Genomic DNA, 16,766 nt, shown 5'->3' on the forward strand with positions numbered 1-16,766 from the left:
TACTAGATGGATAAATTTTTAATTCAAGGTGGCACTAAGCTCGAAGGTGAAGTCCGTATTTCGGGTGCTAAAAATGCTGCTTTGCCTTTGCTTGCAGCAATGATTTTGCCTGAAACTCCAACCAAGCTTACCAATGTGCCACATTTAAAAGATGTGAATACTTTAGTGCAGTTGATTGGTGGTTTAGGGATTACCATGACCTATGAAGGGGATACGGTCACTGCAGATACTTCAACATTGGACAATCAGTTTGCACCGTATGAGTTGGTGAAAACCATGCGTGCATCTATTTTAGTGCTTGGTCCGTTGGTGGCGCGCTATGGTAGTGCAAAAGTATCTTTGCCGGGGGGCTGTGCGATTGGCTCGCGTCCAGTCGATCAACACTTAAAAGCTTTAGAAGCTTTAGGTGCAGAAATTGAAGTTGAAGCGGGTTATGTACACGCTAAAGTCGATGGACGTCTGAAAGGTGGCGAAGTCGTTTTTGATATGGTGACCGTAGGTGGTACCGAAAATATCTTAATGGCTGCGGCATTGGCAGATGGTGTGACTACGATTCGCAATGCGGCACGTGAACCTGAAATTACTGACCTTGCGAAAATGTTGATCGCGATGGGTGCAAAAATTGAAGGTTTAGACACTGATACCTTAGTGGTAACAGGCGTTGAAAAACTACATGGCTGTGAATACGCTGTAGTTGCTGACCGGATTGAAACGGGTTCGTATTTGGCTGCTGCGGCCATTACAGGTGGTCGTGTAAAAACTACACATACTGATCCAACGTTGATGGAATCTGTTTTAGAAAAGTTTGAAGAAATGGGCGCAGAAGTGACCCGTGGTGATGATTGGATCGAACTGGATATGATGGGTAAACGCCCGAAAGCAGTGAGTTTCCAAACGCTTCCACATCCTGACTTCCCAACCGATATGCAAGCACAGATTATGGCAGTCAATGCCATTGGCCGTGGTTTTGCCACCATTTCAGAAACGATTTTTGAAAACCGTTTTATGCATGTACCTGAATTGTCACGTATGGGTGCCAATATTCAGGTCGAGGGTAATGATGCTGTTGTGACGGGTGTGGAGAAACTTTCTGCAGCACCTGTGATGGCAACAGATTTACGCGCTTCTTTCTCGCTGGTGTTAGCGGCACTTGCTGCGGATGGTGAGACGTTGATTGATCGTATCTATCATATTGATCGCGGTTATGAAGATGTCGAAGCGAAATTACAAGGTATAGGCGCCCAAATTAAGCGAGTAAGTTCATGAGCGATATGAGAAACGATGATCCAAATTTTGACGTAATGGGCAATTTTGATCATGGTTTAACATTGGCATTGAGTAAAGGTCGTATTTTAAAAGAAACCCTGCCTTTACTTGAAACGGCTGGAATTAACTTACTGGAAGATCCTGATAAATCACGTAAGTTAATTTTCCCCACCACCCATAAACAAGTCCGTATTTTAATTTTACGTGCTTCTGACGTACCTACCTATGTGGAAAATGGTGCGGCTGATATTGGTGTTGCGGGTAAAGACGTGCTTATGGAGCATGGCGCGCAAAACGTTTATGAACCACTCGATCTAAAAATTGCAGTATGTAAACTGATGACCGCAGGTAAAGTTGGCATGGAGCGTCCCAAAGGGCGTTTAAAAATTGCCACCAAATATGTAAATTTAACCCGTCAGTACTATGCAAGCTTAGGTGAGCAAGTCGATGTGATTAAGTTGTATGGTTCAATGGAACTTGCACCGTTGGTGGGTTTGGGCGATTACATTGTTGATGTGGTCGATACCGGGAATACTTTACGTGCCAATGGGTTAGAACCTTTGGAAGAAATTTGTAAAGTCTCTTCACGTTTGATCGTGAACAAGGCAAGTTTCAAGCGTAAGCAAGCATTGTTAAACCCAATTCTTGCACAGTTAGAAACAGCAGTCGCTGAACGTGAAGCGTTAAAAAACAAATAAGTTGATCTTTTTTGTTTAAAGAAACCGCTATCTATGATGGCGGTTTTTTTGTACGTACTCATTTTTAATATTTTTATTGGATTGAAATACAATAGGATTGAATCTGAACCAGTTGATTTAAAGCATCAAAGGTATAGACATCACAAGCAGAAACTCGGGATGTCTGCTTGGCATCATGGAATTGCGCTTCACCTTGAATAATTACATGATGAGCTACTTGATGAACCGCTTGGATTTGGAACTCATGCGATATGCGCTTAAAATAATGTTCAATAGAGTGGCAATGTTTTAGAACTTGGTCGATGCCTGAGAGTTGTCGCTCGCCGATGATTTCCCATACAATATTTTGTGAAAAATACGGCTGAACTTGGCTGAATTGCCCGATGGAAAAGCTTTGGGCTATATCTGTAATCGTCATTAACGTTCACCTATTTTTTTAATTCTTAAAATCATTCTAGTTCAAAAATAAGATTTCTACTTATTTGCCGATGCGCTTAAAAGTAATTTTTCATTAAACTCTATCTTAAGCTGTAGGATTGTTGCCCACAAAATAAAGGAAACAAGGTAAACTAAAGCTTCCCTTTATTTTCATTGTGGATAAATTGATGCGACGTTTATCGACTCAAGATCAGAACTTTAAACAAGTCTTTGCTGATTTGTTGGCTTTTGAAACCGTGAGTGACCCAGAACTTTTAAAAACCGTAGATCAAATCATTGCTGATGTCCGTCAGCATGGTAATGCTCATGTTCTTAAACTCACTCAACAGTTCGATCGACATCCCGCGCATCAATTCTCAGATTTAGAGCTGACTCAAGAACAATTAAAAACCGCTTTTGATGGTTTGAGTAGCGAAGTTCGCGAAGCTTTAGAGCTTGCAGCAAATCGTATTCGTGAGTTTCACCAAGCACAGAAGCAAGAAGGCTGGACTTATGTGGATGCCTTGGGCAATACGCTCGGACAAAAGGTCACACCACTCGACCGTGTCGGGATTTATGTACCGGGTGGTTTGGCATCTTATCCGTCGTCAGTATTGATGAATGCTGTACCTGCACATGTCGCAGGTGTACCTGAAATTATTATGGTTGTACCTGCACCAAACGGCGAGTTGAATCCGCTGGTGTTGGCGGCAGCTTATTTAGCTGGTGTGCATCGTGTCTTCACTATTGGTGGGGCACAAGCAGTTGCAGCATTAGCTTATGGTACAGAAACGATTCCATCGGTGGATAAAATTACAGGGCCGGGCAACCGTTTTGTGGCTGCAGCGAAGCGTGCAGTATTTGGTCAGGTCGGTATCGACATGATTGCAGGGCCGTCTGAAATTTTAGTCTATGCTGAAGGCGTGAATAATGCAGAATGGTTGGCGATGGATTTATTGTCTCAAGCTGAGCACGATACTGTGGCGCAAGCTGTATTTATCACGCCAGATGCACAGTTGTTAAATGACGTAGAACAAGCGATTGAAGCACATTTACAAGCTTTACCTAAAGCGGAGATTGCACGTACTTCGATCGCCAACCGTGGTGCATTGGTGCTTGTGAAAGACCGTGCCGAAGCTGTTGAACTGATTAATCAAGTGGCGCCTGAGCATTTAGAGCTTTGCCTAGACGAAGCGCAGGAAATGGCCGAAGATATTCGCCATGCAGGCGCAATCTTCATGGGGCGTTATACCCCAGAAGCGATTGGTGACTATTGTGCAGGGCCAAACCACGTTTTGCCAACTTCAGGTACAGCACGCTTTTCCTCGCCGCTGGGTGTCTATGATTTCCAAAAGCGTTCAAGTTTGATTATGTGCTCTGAGCAAGGTGTGAAAACTTTGGCGAAAACTGCGGATATCTTAGCGCAACAAGAAAACTTAGATGCGCATGCGCGTTCAGCACGTTATCGTTATCAATAATATAAATTTAGATCCCTCATTTGTTCAGTAATGAATGTTCCTCTCCCTATGGGAGAGGTTAGGAGAGGGGAAAATATTTAATTCAGTTTGGGACATCATAAACCTTTCCCAAATCCTCTCCTAGAAGGAAAGGGCTTACAGAAAAGTAAGTTGAGTGCATAAATGAGATAGACAATGTCTAACATTACTACAGAACAAATGCGTTTTTGGAGCCCTGAAGTACGCGAATTAGAACCGTATGTGCCAGGTGAACAACCGAAAATTCAAAACTTATTGAAGCTCAATACCAACGAAAACCCATATCCACCTTCACCAAAAGTAGTGGAAGCAGTTCAAGCGGTCTTGGCAAATTCTGCAGATGTACTGCGTTTATATCCAGATCCAGATGCTTCTGCGTTAAAGCAGGCGATTGCGAAACAACAACATGTTGCCGTTGAAAATGTCTTTGTCGGAAATGGTTCAGATGAGGTCTTAGCGCATATTTTTAAAGCTTTTTTTGTGCAAGAGCTGCCTGTGCTTTATCCAGATATTACTTATAGTTTTTATCCTGTTTATAGCCAATTTTTTGGAGTCAAAACCAAAATTTTGCCACTTAATGATGACTTTGAAATCGTGATGGATGACTATAAGCAAGCCAATGGTGGCATTATTATCACCAATCCAAATGCACCAACCAGTATAGATATCGGTTTGGTAGCTATTGAGGAAGTACTTCAAGCTAACCCAAATTCAGTCGTGGTGATTGATGAAGCTTATGTCGATTTTGGTGCAGAGTCTGCGGTCAGTTTGGTGGAAAAATATGAGAATTTGGTGGTGTGTCAAACGACTTCAAAATCTCGTTCATTGGCAGGCTTACGTGTAGGTTTTGCGATTGCTCAGCCACATTTGATTGCTGCCTTAGAGGCGGTGAAAAATAGCTTTAACTCTTACCCGATGGACCGTTTTGCGATTGCCGCTGCGGTTGCATCATTTGAAGATCAAGCTTATTTCAAAGCACAAAATCAAAAAGTCATAAAGAGTCGTGAACGATTGGTTGAACAATTGACCGCGCTGGGCTTTAACGTTTTGCCATCGAGTGCCAATTTTATCTTTGCATCATTGCCTAGCAAAGATGCGGGACAATTAGCAGCTGAATTACGCGAACAAGGTATTATTGTACGTTATTTCAATAAACCGCGTATTAACCAGTTTTTACGTATCACGGTTGGAACTGATGAACAAAATCAGCGTCTTGTCGATACATTGAAAAATGATATTTTAAAATAACTTTTCAGTGAATTTGCCCGTGGAAAAAGTGAACCTTCATTGATGTGAAGGTTCACTTTTTTATTTTGGTGGCTATTCGACATCCTGTTTTACAAAGGTATTGAGTAAATTAAGAAGGGCGGAGACCTTGTCAAAGCATTCTTGATATTCAGCCTCACACTCTGATGCAATGGTGATTCCGCCACCAGCCCAAAGTGAAAGTTTGTCTTGTGATTTTTGGATTGAGCGAATCAGAATGTTCCAAGAGCCTGTACCATCGAAATTAAAATACCCCATTGAACCGCAGTACGCTCCACGTGGAGCACTCTCCAGCTCGTCAATAATTTGCATAGCCCGAATTTTAGGTGCACCTGTAATTGAGCCACCGGGCAGTGCAGAGAGTAAAACATCAAAGGGATGAATATCTGCTCTAAGTGTGGCTTCAACTTCGCTGACCATGTGGTGGACTTGGTTAAAACTTTCAATATTAAACAGCTTAGGTGTTTTGACTGAACCTGTTTCAGCATAAACGCTTAAATCATTTCGCAATAAATCTACGATCATTACATTTTCAGCTTGGTCTTTTTCTGAAGCCATCAAACGTTGTTTTGATTGTTCATCTAATATTGGATCTGCATAGCGGGGCATTGTCCCTTTAATTGGTTTTGTGACAATTTTCCGCTGTTCTTTAAAGTCGATAAACAGTTCAGGAGAGCAGCTTAGAAGTTCAAAATCATCAAGACGTAAGTATCCTGAATAGGGTGCATCCGTGAGTTTCCAAAAATGCTCAACGGCGCTGAGTAACTGACCTTCTGCGTTAGCTGTGAATTCTTGTGTGAGATTAATTTGATAGCAATCGCCCGCTTTAATGTACTCTTGCACCTGCTGAAATGCCTGCTGGTATTGGGTTTGGGTCCAGCGAGCTTGGCATGTGGATTGAAGCTGTAAAGGCGAGGGAAGAACAGGCATTGTACTGATGCATTGTTCTATTTTGCTGAAAATACGTTCTGCTTGCGGATCCGTACTATAAAAGACCCAGCCTGCATTGCTCCATTTGAGATAAGTGCTATATAGCCCTAAAAATAAGCTGGGTTGAGACTTGATTTGAATGTTAATTTGTTTTTGTGCTGCATAATCATAACTAATAAATCCAATCATCCCCCCATTGAAAGAATCTGTTTTGGAAGTAGATATTGGTTTGATTTCAGTAGAAAGTTCACTTGCCTGATCATCAGATATGTAACAAAAATCAGCAGTACGTTGAAAGAAAAAGTGCTGTTTTTCCTGAAAAACTTGATAACGCTCAGGCAGGAAAGCAATGACAGGTGCATCTACATTTTGTAAATAGACTAACTGCGTGAGTTCATTCAAGGCATGTAATAGTTTTGATACTGAAATGCTGGAATCACAGATTGTCTTTTTAAATGATGGGTTTAGAGTCATGCTAACGCAAATAGAGTCAAAAAATTCAGTCTATTTTACCGCATTGTGAGTATGTGCACAGCGTAAATACCGTTTATCGGTAAGCTGGGGATTACGACCAACAGCAGTTGATCAAAAAAGCACGCACATATAACTTAGTTCTGGCAGTTAGGTCACTCAAGGATAGATGTTGATACTGGGTCAAAATAAAAAAAACAGTAATTAACATCGAGTGACTGGTATCACAAAAATAAAGCTCTTAGGAGAGGAACAAGATGAAAATTATTACTAAACTTGCTTTAGTTTCTTCAATGGCAATCAGTGCAAATGCAATGGCAATGCAAGCAATGGATGACGCTTCGCTCAGTGCCGCTACAGGTCAAGATGGTTTAAATATCGGCATCGGTATTTCTAAAATCGAAATTGGTAAAGTCTTTGTCCACGATAATGATGGTCTAGCAGTTGCAAATGGCGGTACTGCCAAAGCTGGTGCTATTGTGATTCAAGGAAATGGTAAAGCGGGTGATGTGCTCGAAAATCACGGTATTATTATCGGTGCAAACTATGACAACGCGGGAGCATACTTACTGCCTTCTCGTAATTTGGCTGATCTACAAATTGACTCTGATGCAAACGGCGGTAATGCATTTATTAACGTTGCAGCTCAAGTTTCTGGTTTAGATATTAAAATTGGTCAAATTGGTGTCGTGGCTTCAGCTGATATACCAACAACAGGGGCAACATCTATCCGTCGTGGTGGTACAGGTACTGTAAACCCAATCTTAAGTGGCTTATCACTTAAAACGGGTCCAATGTCTGCAAATATCCAATTGGGTGCTGCACCGCAAGGCGCAATGATCCAATTGAACGCAACGATGGTGGGTGGTTTAGAAATTAAAGACTTGGGTATCTTAGATAACTCAACGAAAACAGCAACACGTGCTGCAGGTGAAATCTTTGTTGAAAGTATTAAAGTTGCAGATGCTAACTCTCTTGATTTAACGCTAAATCAAAAAATTAGCGTGATTGGTGAAGAAGGTGCGAATAAGGGTTATATTCGTATGATTAGCACAAGCGGTGCGCACGATACTTATGTTAAAGGTGTGCATTTAGGTAGCCGTAGTGCTGCGTCAATGGGTGATGTAGAAGTTCAAGGTATGCAAACATACTTTAGTCCTGCTGCTGGTGTATATATGCCAGGTGCTGTGATTACTATTTCTGGGCACTAAGCTTAGAACTAAAAAAAGCGCGTGAATTCACGCGCTTTTTTTCTAAAATATATTCATAAAAAATGCAAAAAAGACTATTTTTTTTTAAGAAAACGCAGTATCTTCTTGAATGTATGGATATAGAGTATTAACTCTAAAAACAAAAAATGGGCGGGATGCCTAAATTATTAAAAAAAGTAAAAGCTATGTTAGAGATCGCATTGGGCTCAGCAATGATGTATTACTTTGCCACCGAAGCCTTTGATATAAAGAAGAAACCTGCGGAAGCGGTTTACTATACTGAAGTTCTAGATTCTCGGAATGCATCTTTTACAAGAATGCACCATGAACCAGTCTTAATTAATCCTGCTGTCGAAGACCAATTTCGAGGCATTGTTCGTCAAGCCTATGACTATAGTTGTGGTTCAGCTGCACTGACGACACTCATTAATGGTTATGTCGGTGCTCAACTTACAGAACAGCAAACTATGGATGGCTTGCTTCGCTATGGGGAGTATGAGCGCATCATTGAACGTCGTAGTTTTTCTTTATTGGATATGAAGCGTTTTGTGACCGCACTTGGTCTAGAAAGTGGAGGATATAAAGGGGAGTTTGAGGATCTGGTTAAACAGGGTCAACCCGCAATTGTTCCAATTTCTTATGCCGGTTTTAAGCACTTTGTTGTGTATAAGGGCTATAAAGATGGTCGTGTGTATGTTGCTGATCCTGCACTGGGAAACATTAGTTTTGATGAGCAGCGTTTTAAGGATATTTGGGAAAACAACACACTGTTTTTAATTAATGTAGCCCCTGAGAAACGAAAAAATATGTTGGCTTTACAAGAGGCTGATATGCGACATGTCGATGATGCTACTGTCAATCGTTATGCATTGGTCGATATCCAATACCCTCAACATTACATGGAAAAAACAGCTGATCGGGCCTCAACAATTCGCCTAGAGCGCAATAAAAATAAAGAGTCGGAATACTATGGACAGCCGACATATAATTTTCTCAGGCTTTATTACAAAAACAAATAAAGTGTGAAAAAAATTAAAACAAGAACAATTGGTGGTAGGTAAAGGGACAATGATGAATAAATGGATGAATAAGACACTGCTCGCAGTAAGTGTGCAGATGATTCTTGGGGTGGCTTATGCAGCAGAAGAACCAACTTTGGGGGGCTATGAAGCTGTCAATGAGAATGTTGCAGTAGAACAAGCGACTGCTCAGCCTCAAGATACTACTGTATCTGAAGCACAAGTGGTTGCTCAGAGTGGCAGTAATGAGCAAGCAGCTTCTTCTGCTTTACAACAACAGGAAGGAGATGCAACCAAAGAGACGAATCTTCAAGAAGTATTTACTTCTAATGAACGTCAATATTCATTGATTAAACAAGGTGAAATTTCATCTTATTACGACATTGATTATACCTACTACCGAGATACTCAACTCGATCTGGAAATGGCACAAGGACAGCTTTATCAGCTTCGTGTCCAAGAAAATGCAACTCATAGTTTGACCAATACCTTCACAGCCCAATATGGTTTGAGAGATAACTTAACCTTAACGGCTTCATTGCCTTTGGTTGCTAAAACAGATTTATTAAAAGATACCTCTACGGCTGGGCTAGGGGATATTTCTTTTGGTGCTCGTTGGGAACCCTTCCCACTTAAAGCTGGTCGTCTACCTTTGATTTTATTCGGTAATATTTCGACTAAAACAGGCGATAGTCCTTATGAAATTAATGCCACTTCAGACTTAGCAACGGGTAAAGGATATTATTCGGCAGGTGTTGGAGCAAGTACACGTAAGTACATTGATCCTGTGGTGTTGTTTGCCTCCGTTTCTGCTAACTATGGTTTTAAAGAGTCTGGTTTAGATCAACGCCGTGGTAGCCGCGTGATTGAAGAATTTGAACCTGGAATTAGTGGTGGTTTTGCCGTAGGTTTTGCTTACTCGTTTAACTACGATGTATCAATGACGATGTCCTACCAACAGAGTTTCAATACGGGTGCGGAGTTTAAGTATAGCTCTGGTGAAAGTTATTCCCCAGCAGATCAAACCAGTTCAACGTTTGCTATTTCACTTGGGGTACGTGTTTCACCTGAAACAATTGTGAATGGCACGGTCGGTCTAGGTTTGACCGAAGATGCACCTGATGTATCACTCGGTTTATCTTTCCCGTTAGATATTCTTGGTTTTGGAAAAAAGCTTAAATAAAAGGGCAGTCGTATGAACAATCTTCGACTTAGCCCTTTGGTGTCTGCCATATTATTAACGGGCTATTCTAGTGTTACCTTTGCCGCTTTAGGGCAAAACCTATCAGTTGATATTCGCTCTTTGTCCATGGGGAATGCTGTGACCGCTGATCCTCCTGGAATCAGTGCGATTCATTTTAACCCAGCAGCCTTAACCAAGATTGAAGGCTTGCAGACAGATGTACAAGGAATTGTTGCTGATTTTAATATCGAGCGAGAATTTACTGTTCCAGCTGGTTATAACGTTTTTGGTTATTCTGATGACCCAATGGTCTGTAACGATGGACCTGAGGTTGATGCTGATATTTGTACTGATTTTAAAGGCCCAGTTCGAGGAGATGTTGAATACCCAAGCCTATATGTCCCAGGCTTAAAGAAAATGGTGGACTTAGGTAAAGGTATGCCAGTTGCTGCCCCTACGGCGGGTATTGCCTATACCCCTCCTGGATCCAAAATGACATTTGCAACCGCAATGTATGCACCTTTAATTGCAGGCTTTGGGGCTGAAGATGGCAATCCTGGTAACTTTATGGGGCAACAGGTTGCGTTAGAGCGGATTACATATTTATCTCCATCTATGGCTTATCAAATCAATGATCAACTTTCGATTGGTGGTTCAATCGGTATGTCATATCAAGCGCTAGCATTGAAAAATGATTTGCGTTTTCCCAATGAGTTAATTGGGATGCTAAGAATGATAGATGATGTTGTATGTACACCATTCAAAGAAAATTCAGATGTGATTACCGATATTTTATTATTGGGTATGTGTAATGCCAAAGAGGGAATGAATCCTTTTGGGCTTTTTGGAAAATTAGATCTTTCAGTTGAGCAGACACTGAGTCCATCCTATAACCTAGGTGTGCTTTGGGAGCCAACAGAAGACTTTAGCTTTGGTGTGGTTTATCAGAGTGCTGCCAAAATGAGGATGAAAGGTCGCTATCACATTGAAAATACGAAAGCACCACGTGAGTTGATTAATGGTTTAATGTCATCCCCGACAGGGCAAATTTTAGCTGCAATTTTAAGTTTTCCAAACTCTATACCAGCAAGTGAGTCTGGTTTAGTGTCAATGGAGTTGGAATATCCTGCACATTTCCAAACAGGGATTAAGTATAAGCTTTTACCTGATTTACAAGTGAATATTGATGTCGGTTGGACTGATTATAGAGCATGGAATAAGTTTAAGTTTGAGTTCGATCGTGAAGTTTCAGCACTCAAAATTGCAAAACTGCTTTCGGCAAATATTACAGATAATAGTTTGGCACTGCCTTTAGAGTTTGAGTCACCATGGAACTATGGTATTGGGCTTGAATATTCCGTTACAGACCGTTTGAAGCTCCGCGCTGGTTATGAGCCACGCACCAGTGCAATTCCAGATGGTAAGCGAAACACTATGGTTCCTATTAATAATGCACGTTTGTTTGGTTTAGGTGTAGGTTATCGGTTTGATGCAGATACCGATGTGGATTTGTCGATTGGATTTTTACAAAGCCGAGATAAAATTCCAGCAAATACCAGTAGTTTAGCGAACCAAACTGGGGTGAATAATATTTTATTAAATCCATACGCGGGTTTGAATGTAAAAACAGATACAACCATTACGATTTTAGGGTTGAACTATAGATCAAGGTGGTAAGCACATTGAATACAAGAAAACGGATTTTATTGTCTACATCATTTTATATCTTGAGCTGTGCTTTTAGTATTGGTTTTGCGGGCGAGTTTTTTACGATTATTGGTCCAGATGGAAGACCGATGGTTGTTCAACGCAAAGCAAATGAGGTGCAAGCGAAGCCACCCCTGCAAGAAACCAAACGTATAGACGTTATGAAGCCAGAGGTAAACCTAGTCATACCTCAGTCTAGTCTATCTACGTCTTCACCACAGTCAGTACCATTGAAACCTCAACAACAAGTGATTAAACAGCAAGCACATACGATTAAAGCAGGTGTAACCCAAGCTAAGGGTGTTCCTGGAGTGAAACAAGTAGATCCCTCAGTTCCTCCTCATGCTGAACAGCTACAGCATGAAAACCAATTTCAAGGACAGCAAAAAACGGTCGAGCAAAGCCCGTTGGTAAAGGCAAAGCAAGAGGCTTTACAAATAACTCAACCTGTTGTGATCAAAGCAAATACCACAGCTGCGGTAGCCAATGAAGTGGCACCTGTACCGTCAACAATGTTTAACCAAATGGATGGTACCGAGTATGTACGAAATGAATATTTGGAAGATCGTGAATTTAATTTGGAGGGTAAAAAACGTTTTTATACTATGCCTGAGGGGGTCATTGACCATAAAACAGGAGCTACCCGTTTTCAGGTTATTGAACGAGAAAAAGGGGTAAGTAAGTCTGTTCTGAACTCCATATTGAAACCGAAACAAAAAGAAAACTTAGTACCGATTGTGCTTGCATCGACATATTACAGAATGCCTAAACAAGACACGATTGAGAGTTTGGGACGAATTTGTTTCAACGATAAGAAGGTGGAGAAAGCCAAAACTTTGCAGTTTAATCGTGATATTAACGTTTGGCCAAAAAAACCGTTAAAAGAAAAATTTGAGTTCGAAATTATCAAAATTGAGAACAATGTTCAAAATATTCAATTGAATTCTTATGCCTCAAGACAAAATGATCCTACCTTTTATTGGCCTTTTGCTGTGTTTTTAGATGAAAAGGCCTGTGTCATTGAGGGAGCGGGGGGATTTAAAAACGATGAGAACTCATCTTCAATGTTATCTCATGGAATGATCGCAGGAACTCTACATGTACCTGAGCAAAGTCATTATTTACTTTTGACCCCACTTTCCTCAGCTATAGATGTTGAGCATAAAGTGTTAACCAATCATGGACAGTTAAAACTCATCGCAATTCGCTAAAAATAAATAGAGTACGAAAATGAAAAAACAAATGTTATGGCCGTTTACTTTTTCCACCTTGATGGTTGCGTTGACGGGTTGTGGTGGTGAAAGTGCAAATGTGAAATCAGAGCCAAACCACGTGAATTCTGTTAATGGCAGTTGCTTAGTTCAGGACAAAAATTGTGTTGAGTTTGCTTTAGACTATCCTATTGATGGGATCAATTTTGTTTGTAGTAGCGATCCTGATAATACCTATATCACACTCATAGAACCGAAAACCAATGCAGCAACAGGGCGTTGCTCTGAAGGCGACAAAGTTCATTTTTTCTTGACAGGAAGTTCAGATAAGCAAGTTGAACTTGGTACAGTTCCCTTGTCTGAGATTGGTAATGTAAGTACTGTTTCAGCGGCTCTTCCCCGCCTCAGTATTTTAAATATGGCAAAAGCTATCAATAGTGGTATAGCTGCAACGAGTTTAAGTCCAGCAGATAAAACTGTACAAATTGCGATGTCTTTAGCAAAAATTTTTCAGGCACTTGGAATAGAGCGTAGTGCAGGGGTAGCTGGAGATGTGCAACCTTTTAGTATCCCAACTGCTAAGAAAGAAGAGCTTTCTAAACTTTTGGCTTCTATTTCTGCAGATGATTATGTGTCAGGAGCCTATGCAGATAAAATTAAACCATGGATAGATGTCAGTCAAATTAGTAATGATGATGCTTTTAAAGTGGTGCAAACATTGGTTCTGATGAATAATTCAGCGACTTATCAAGCCGACTTTCCAATCTTTACAAATGCATTGTCTGAAAGTACAGGGATTGGCTTACCGCAAGGCTTATATGGCTGTAATGCTACTGACTGTAAAAGTAATCCCGCCAACCTTCGTCATTTAATTGGTAGTTTTTTAATTTTAACGGATCGACAAGGTTATACTTTTGGCTCAGGGGTACAGTGGCGTGGTCCATTAAAACAACAACTAGGGAGCGATTTGGCAACGAGTGTCACTGTTGATTTACTGAAAAATATTGAACCAGTCAAAATGAATGCATTGGCGCAAACATCGTGGATTAGCCCGTTGACTAAAAGCATTCAACAACCCTTTAAATTTAATTTGAGTGACCCTGATTCTAGTGACTTTACCATTAATCAGGGCAAGCTTTTTAACGATTATATGATTGCTGGAACAGAGAGTTTCTACAAGCAACTTACGAAGTCGACAACAGGTAGCCCATCTTCTTATGGTTTATGGCAACAAAATTATGGTACGGATATTTTTAAGGGTTCCTTTGATGTATTTAAGATTTTCCCGATTGGCTATTTAGATAATGATGTTTTTAAGTCTAAAAATAATGTTGAATCTGGTCAGAAATATATTTTCCCGCTTTATGCTAATTTGATTTTTACTGGCAAAGATTCGAGTGAAAAAGTGACTTTAGGAATTGCAATTGATGAGTCGGGAGATATTCGTACCGATATGCAGTCCAATACCAATAAGGCAACAGCTTGCACACCACTGACCAGCACAAGTGAAACGCTGATGACTGGTACCAATCAAGTGCAATATCGGATTGGGACATTAGGGGCAACCGATACAACAAATAAAGCCGTAACGTTCCGAATTCTATTGGCAAATCCAACATTTGAAAGCATTGATGGTGTGGCTATTGGTGTAAATACGAATATTGTTACTGACGTAGATAGTAATGGGAAACAAAGCTCTACAGTGAGTGGTGGAGCACGTATTAATTTGGCGAATTTACTCTCTGCAAATGCCAATGAAAGTGCTTATATTTCACTTAGTGATTTTGGTGGTGCGGGTGTGAAATGGACCAATATCTACAAATCGTATTTAAATGCGTATTATGAGAAAAATAATGTTGCCAATCGCGCAGCAGCAGCTTTCCGTGAAGGTGATGTTTCTATTGAGATAGCAGATTGTTATCGTGTCTTACAGAAATAACCCAGTATAAAGATGAAAGCCCATCACTGATGGGCTTTTTTATTTCTATGAACATTAACCTGTATGGTCTAAACGTGTGCCCAGTGTTTCAAGATGCATCGTAAAGAGATTACTTTTACGGTCAGCAAAATAATGGCGTAATGTATGTTCAACACTAGGAAAAGCTAGCTCTGACCATGGTATTTCATGTTCTTCGAATAAACGGCATTCAATACTTTCTTCGCCTGCACCAAATTTACCATCTACTAAATTTGCTTTAAATAAAACGTAAATTTGACCAATACGTGGAATATTGTACATACAATACAATTGTTCGATTTCTACCTCAGCTTCAGCTTCTTCTCGCGTTTCACGTGCAGCGCCTTGCTCCATGGTTTCGAACAATTCCATATAACCTGCGGGTAAGGTCCATAAACCATAACGTGGTTCAATGGCACGACGGCATAATAAGACTTTATTTTCCCAAAGTGCAAGTGCACCACAAATCACTTTAGGATTAACATAATGAATAGCGTTACATGAGGTGCAAACACGACGCAATTGATGGTCACCAAGAGGGATTTGTTCTGTTGTTTTCTGCCCACAATTGCTACAAAAGTCCATATTCATCATCAATGATAAAGTTCAGACTCAGCATAACTGAAAAATTAAATTTTGGCATCATTTCTCTTTTTTCAGTATGAAATTCAGCTATGATGAAAAAAAGAAAGATTAGAGATGACGTGGAATGGATGAACACTCATTAACACACATATTGCAACAACAATTACGGTTTTCAAGAAAAATTAAATCGGCAGATGCAGCTGTGTTAATCGCGATCACCAATGAAGCAAATCCTAAAGTTCTACTGACTCGTCGCTCAGCTTATTTATCTAATCATGCTGGAGAGGTCTCTTTTCCAGGGGGGAAAAGAGACCCTCAAGATACCAGTAATATTGTCGTCGCCTTACGTGAAGCCTATGAAGAAACGGCATTGAATCCTTTTGATGTACAGTTATTAGGTGATTTGCCGATGCAAAAAGCCCGTAATGGCATGCTTGTTAAACCCGTAGTTGGCCTGATTCCACCTGAAGTTGAACTGGTGGCTCAACCGACAGAAATTGATCGTATTTTTTTTGCCTCGTTAAAACAACTGATGGAAGTACCTGCGGTGCCTTATGAAGTTCGCTTTGCTCATCAGTCGCTCTATTTCCCCAGTATGCGGGTGGAAAATGAAATTGTGTGGGGACTCACTGCGCGCATGCTAGTTGCATTGTTTCAATATGGTTTGGACTACCATAAAGAATGGCCATTTTTAGTCAATTCACCGACATTTCGGTTGCCCAAGTAAGTTTAATATTTTAAGGAAGAGATATGCTGTACAAATTTAAAGATCATGCACCGCAAGCCACGTATCAACCTTGGGATGGTTGGGTTGCTGAAAATGCCACAGTGATTGGCCAAGTTCAATTGGGACGGCAGGTCAGTATTTGGTTTGGAGCAGTCGTACGTGCAGACAATTGTAGTATTCGTTTGGGTGACTTTACGAATGTTCAGGAAAATGCAGTTTTACATACCGATGCTGGAATTGAAATGAATATTGGTTATTATGTCACCATTGGGCATCAAGCCATGTTGCATGGTTGCACCGTGGGGGATAACAGTCTGATTGGGATTAATGCGGTGGTTTTAAACAATGCCGTGATTGGAAAAAATTGTATTATTGGCGCCAATGCACTGATTCCTGAGGGTAAAGTCATTCCAGATAATTCCCTAGTCATGGGTTCACCCGGTAAAGTCGTCAAAACTTTGGATGAAGCAACGGCAGCCAGATTAAAAATGAGTGCCTTGCACTATGCTGAACACTTTAAACAGTTTATGGACTTAGAGCCTGCACATTTATAAATCTGCTTTTTAAAATATAGCCTAGATTTGTCTAGGCTTTTTTATATCTACTTTGAGAACAACTCGCC

At 40.6% G+C, this 16,766-nt stretch carries 15 protein-coding genes; 12 read left to right on the top strand and 3 right to left on the bottom strand.

Annotated elements, in window-relative coordinates; all coding sequences use genetic code 11:
• The first annotated feature begins 6 nt into the window (after positions 1–6).
• A complete protein-coding gene (gene murA / locus ACZ8ZH_RS02975; RefSeq protein ID WP_086210787.1) occupies positions 7–1,266 on the top strand; it encodes a UDP-N-acetylglucosamine 1-carboxyvinyltransferase in 1,260 nt (419 codons plus the stop codon).
• The gene (gene hisG, locus ACZ8ZH_RS02980; RefSeq protein ID WP_004984172.1) at positions 1,263–1,964 is read left to right on the top strand and encodes an ATP phosphoribosyltransferase; all 702 of its coding nucleotides are present in this window, start codon (positions 1,263–1,265) and stop codon (positions 1,962–1,964) included. The genes murA and hisG overlap by 4 nt, the downstream gene beginning before the upstream one ends.
• A gap of 73 nt (positions 1,965–2,037) precedes the next feature.
• Here hisG and ACZ8ZH_RS02985 read toward each other — a convergent pair whose 3' ends face one another.
• Positions 2,038–2,382: a nuclear transport factor 2 family protein gene (locus ACZ8ZH_RS02985; protein WP_119064973.1), complete on the bottom strand. Its 345-nt coding sequence runs from the start codon at positions 2,380–2,382 to the stop codon at positions 2,038–2,040.
• Between the two features lie 175 nt (positions 2,383–2,557).
• On the opposite strand from ACZ8ZH_RS02985, the gene hisD reads away from it, so the two are divergent.
• The gene (gene hisD / locus ACZ8ZH_RS02990) at positions 2,558–3,859 is read left to right on the top strand and encodes a histidinol dehydrogenase (protein ID WP_162900311.1); all 1,302 of its coding nucleotides are present in this window, start codon (positions 2,558–2,560) and stop codon (positions 3,857–3,859) included.
• Between the two features lie 174 nt (positions 3,860–4,033).
• Complete coding sequence (gene hisC / locus ACZ8ZH_RS02995) at positions 4,034–5,125, top strand: histidinol-phosphate transaminase (RefSeq protein ID WP_119064972.1); 1,092 nt, start codon at positions 4,034–4,036, stop codon at positions 5,123–5,125.
• A 72-nt stretch (positions 5,126–5,197) separates the two neighbouring features.
• On the opposite strand, the gene pabB is transcribed toward hisC, so the two are convergent.
• Positions 5,198–6,547 (bottom strand): aminodeoxychorismate synthase component I, encoded by a 1,350-nt coding sequence (gene pabB, locus ACZ8ZH_RS03000; RefSeq protein ID WP_119064971.1) that lies wholly within the window; start codon positions 6,545–6,547, stop codon positions 5,198–5,200.
• Positions 6,548–6,801: 254 nt separating this feature from the next.
• Between pabB and filA the strand changes: the two genes are divergently transcribed.
• The 6 genes from filA to filF all read left to right on the top strand — a co-directional run bounded on the left by filA (position 6,802) and on the right by filF (position 14,814).
• Positions 6,802–7,755: a putative pilus system protein FilA gene (filA, locus tag ACZ8ZH_RS03005; RefSeq protein ID WP_119064970.1), complete on the top strand. Its 954-nt coding sequence runs from the start codon at positions 6,802–6,804 to the stop codon at positions 7,753–7,755.
• 185 nt (positions 7,756–7,940) lie between these two features.
• Entirely contained in the window at positions 7,941–8,774 is an 834-nt protein-coding gene (filB, locus tag ACZ8ZH_RS03010; RefSeq protein ID WP_119064976.1) for a putative pilus system C39 family peptidase FilB, read from the top strand.
• A gap of 64 nt (positions 8,775–8,838) precedes the next feature.
• Entirely contained in the window at positions 8,839–9,957 is a 1,119-nt protein-coding gene (gene filC / locus ACZ8ZH_RS03015) for a putative pilus system protein FilC (RefSeq protein WP_119064975.1), read from the top strand.
• A 12-nt stretch (positions 9,958–9,969) separates the two neighbouring features.
• The gene (gene filD, locus ACZ8ZH_RS03020; RefSeq protein WP_110975636.1) at positions 9,970–11,634 is read left to right on the top strand and encodes a putative pilus system OmpP1/FadL family transporter FilD; all 1,665 of its coding nucleotides are present in this window, start codon (positions 9,970–9,972) and stop codon (positions 11,632–11,634) included.
• Between the two features lie 5 nt (positions 11,635–11,639).
• Positions 11,640–12,875 (top strand): putative pilus assembly protein FilE, encoded by a 1,236-nt coding sequence (gene filE / locus ACZ8ZH_RS03025; protein WP_162900310.1) that lies wholly within the window; start codon positions 11,640–11,642, stop codon positions 12,873–12,875.
• 19 nt (positions 12,876–12,894) lie between these two features.
• Positions 12,895–14,814, top strand: coding sequence for a putative pilus system protein FilF (filF, locus tag ACZ8ZH_RS03030; RefSeq protein ID WP_119064968.1), 1,920 nt, complete (start codon positions 12,895–12,897; stop codon positions 14,812–14,814).
• A 54-nt stretch (positions 14,815–14,868) separates the two neighbouring features.
• Here filF and ACZ8ZH_RS03035 read toward each other — a convergent pair whose 3' ends face one another.
• A complete protein-coding gene (locus ACZ8ZH_RS03035; protein WP_162622349.1) occupies positions 14,869–15,417 on the bottom strand; it encodes an NUDIX hydrolase in 549 nt (182 codons plus the stop codon).
• 124 nt (positions 15,418–15,541) lie between these two features.
• Between ACZ8ZH_RS03035 and ACZ8ZH_RS03040 the strand changes: the two genes are divergently transcribed.
• Both ACZ8ZH_RS03040 and ACZ8ZH_RS03045 read left to right on the top strand, forming a co-directional pair.
• The gene (locus ACZ8ZH_RS03040) at positions 15,542–16,144 is read left to right on the top strand and encodes a CoA pyrophosphatase (protein ID WP_086210777.1); all 603 of its coding nucleotides are present in this window, start codon (positions 15,542–15,544) and stop codon (positions 16,142–16,144) included.
• A 23-nt stretch (positions 16,145–16,167) separates the two neighbouring features.
• The gene (locus tag ACZ8ZH_RS03045; protein WP_119064967.1) at positions 16,168–16,698 is read left to right on the top strand and encodes a gamma carbonic anhydrase family protein; all 531 of its coding nucleotides are present in this window, start codon (positions 16,168–16,170) and stop codon (positions 16,696–16,698) included.
• The last annotated feature ends 68 nt before the right edge of the window (positions 16,699–16,766 follow it).

This window comes from Acinetobacter sp. SW-226 (assembly GCF_055632855.1).

Bases quoted from the DNA above. Each gene is read 5' to 3' on its own strand.
- murA (WP_086210787.1), top strand. From the start codon at position 7: ATGGATAAATTTTTAATTCAAGGTGGCACTAAGCTCGAAGGTGAAGTC.
- hisG (WP_004984172.1), top strand. From the start codon at position 1,263: ATGAGCGATATGAGAAACGATGATCCAAATTTTGACGTAATGGGCAAT.
- ACZ8ZH_RS02985 (WP_119064973.1), bottom strand. From the start codon at position 2,382: ATGACGATTACAGATATAGCCCAAAGCTTTTCCATCGGGCAATTCAGC.
- hisC (WP_119064972.1), top strand. From the start codon at position 4,034: ATGTCTAACATTACTACAGAACAAATGCGTTTTTGGAGCCCTGAAGTA.
- pabB (WP_119064971.1), bottom strand. From the start codon at position 6,547: ATGACTCTAAACCCATCATTTAAAAAGACAATCTGTGATTCCAGCATT.
- filA (WP_119064970.1), top strand. From the start codon at position 6,802: ATGAAAATTATTACTAAACTTGCTTTAGTTTCTTCAATGGCAATCAGT.
- filB (WP_119064976.1), top strand. From the start codon at position 7,941: ATGTTAGAGATCGCATTGGGCTCAGCAATGATGTATTACTTTGCCACC.
- filC (WP_119064975.1), top strand. From the start codon at position 8,839: ATGAATAAGACACTGCTCGCAGTAAGTGTGCAGATGATTCTTGGGGTG.
- filD (WP_110975636.1), top strand. From the start codon at position 9,970: ATGAACAATCTTCGACTTAGCCCTTTGGTGTCTGCCATATTATTAACG.
- filF (WP_119064968.1), top strand. From the start codon at position 12,895: ATGAAAAAACAAATGTTATGGCCGTTTACTTTTTCCACCTTGATGGTT.
- ACZ8ZH_RS03035 (WP_162622349.1), bottom strand. From the start codon at position 15,417: ATGGACTTTTGTAGCAATTGTGGGCAGAAAACAACAGAACAAATCCCT.
- ACZ8ZH_RS03040 (WP_086210777.1), top strand. From the start codon at position 15,542: ATGGATGAACACTCATTAACACACATATTGCAACAACAATTACGGTTT.
- ACZ8ZH_RS03045 (WP_119064967.1), top strand. From the start codon at position 16,168: ATGCTGTACAAATTTAAAGATCATGCACCGCAAGCCACGTATCAACCT.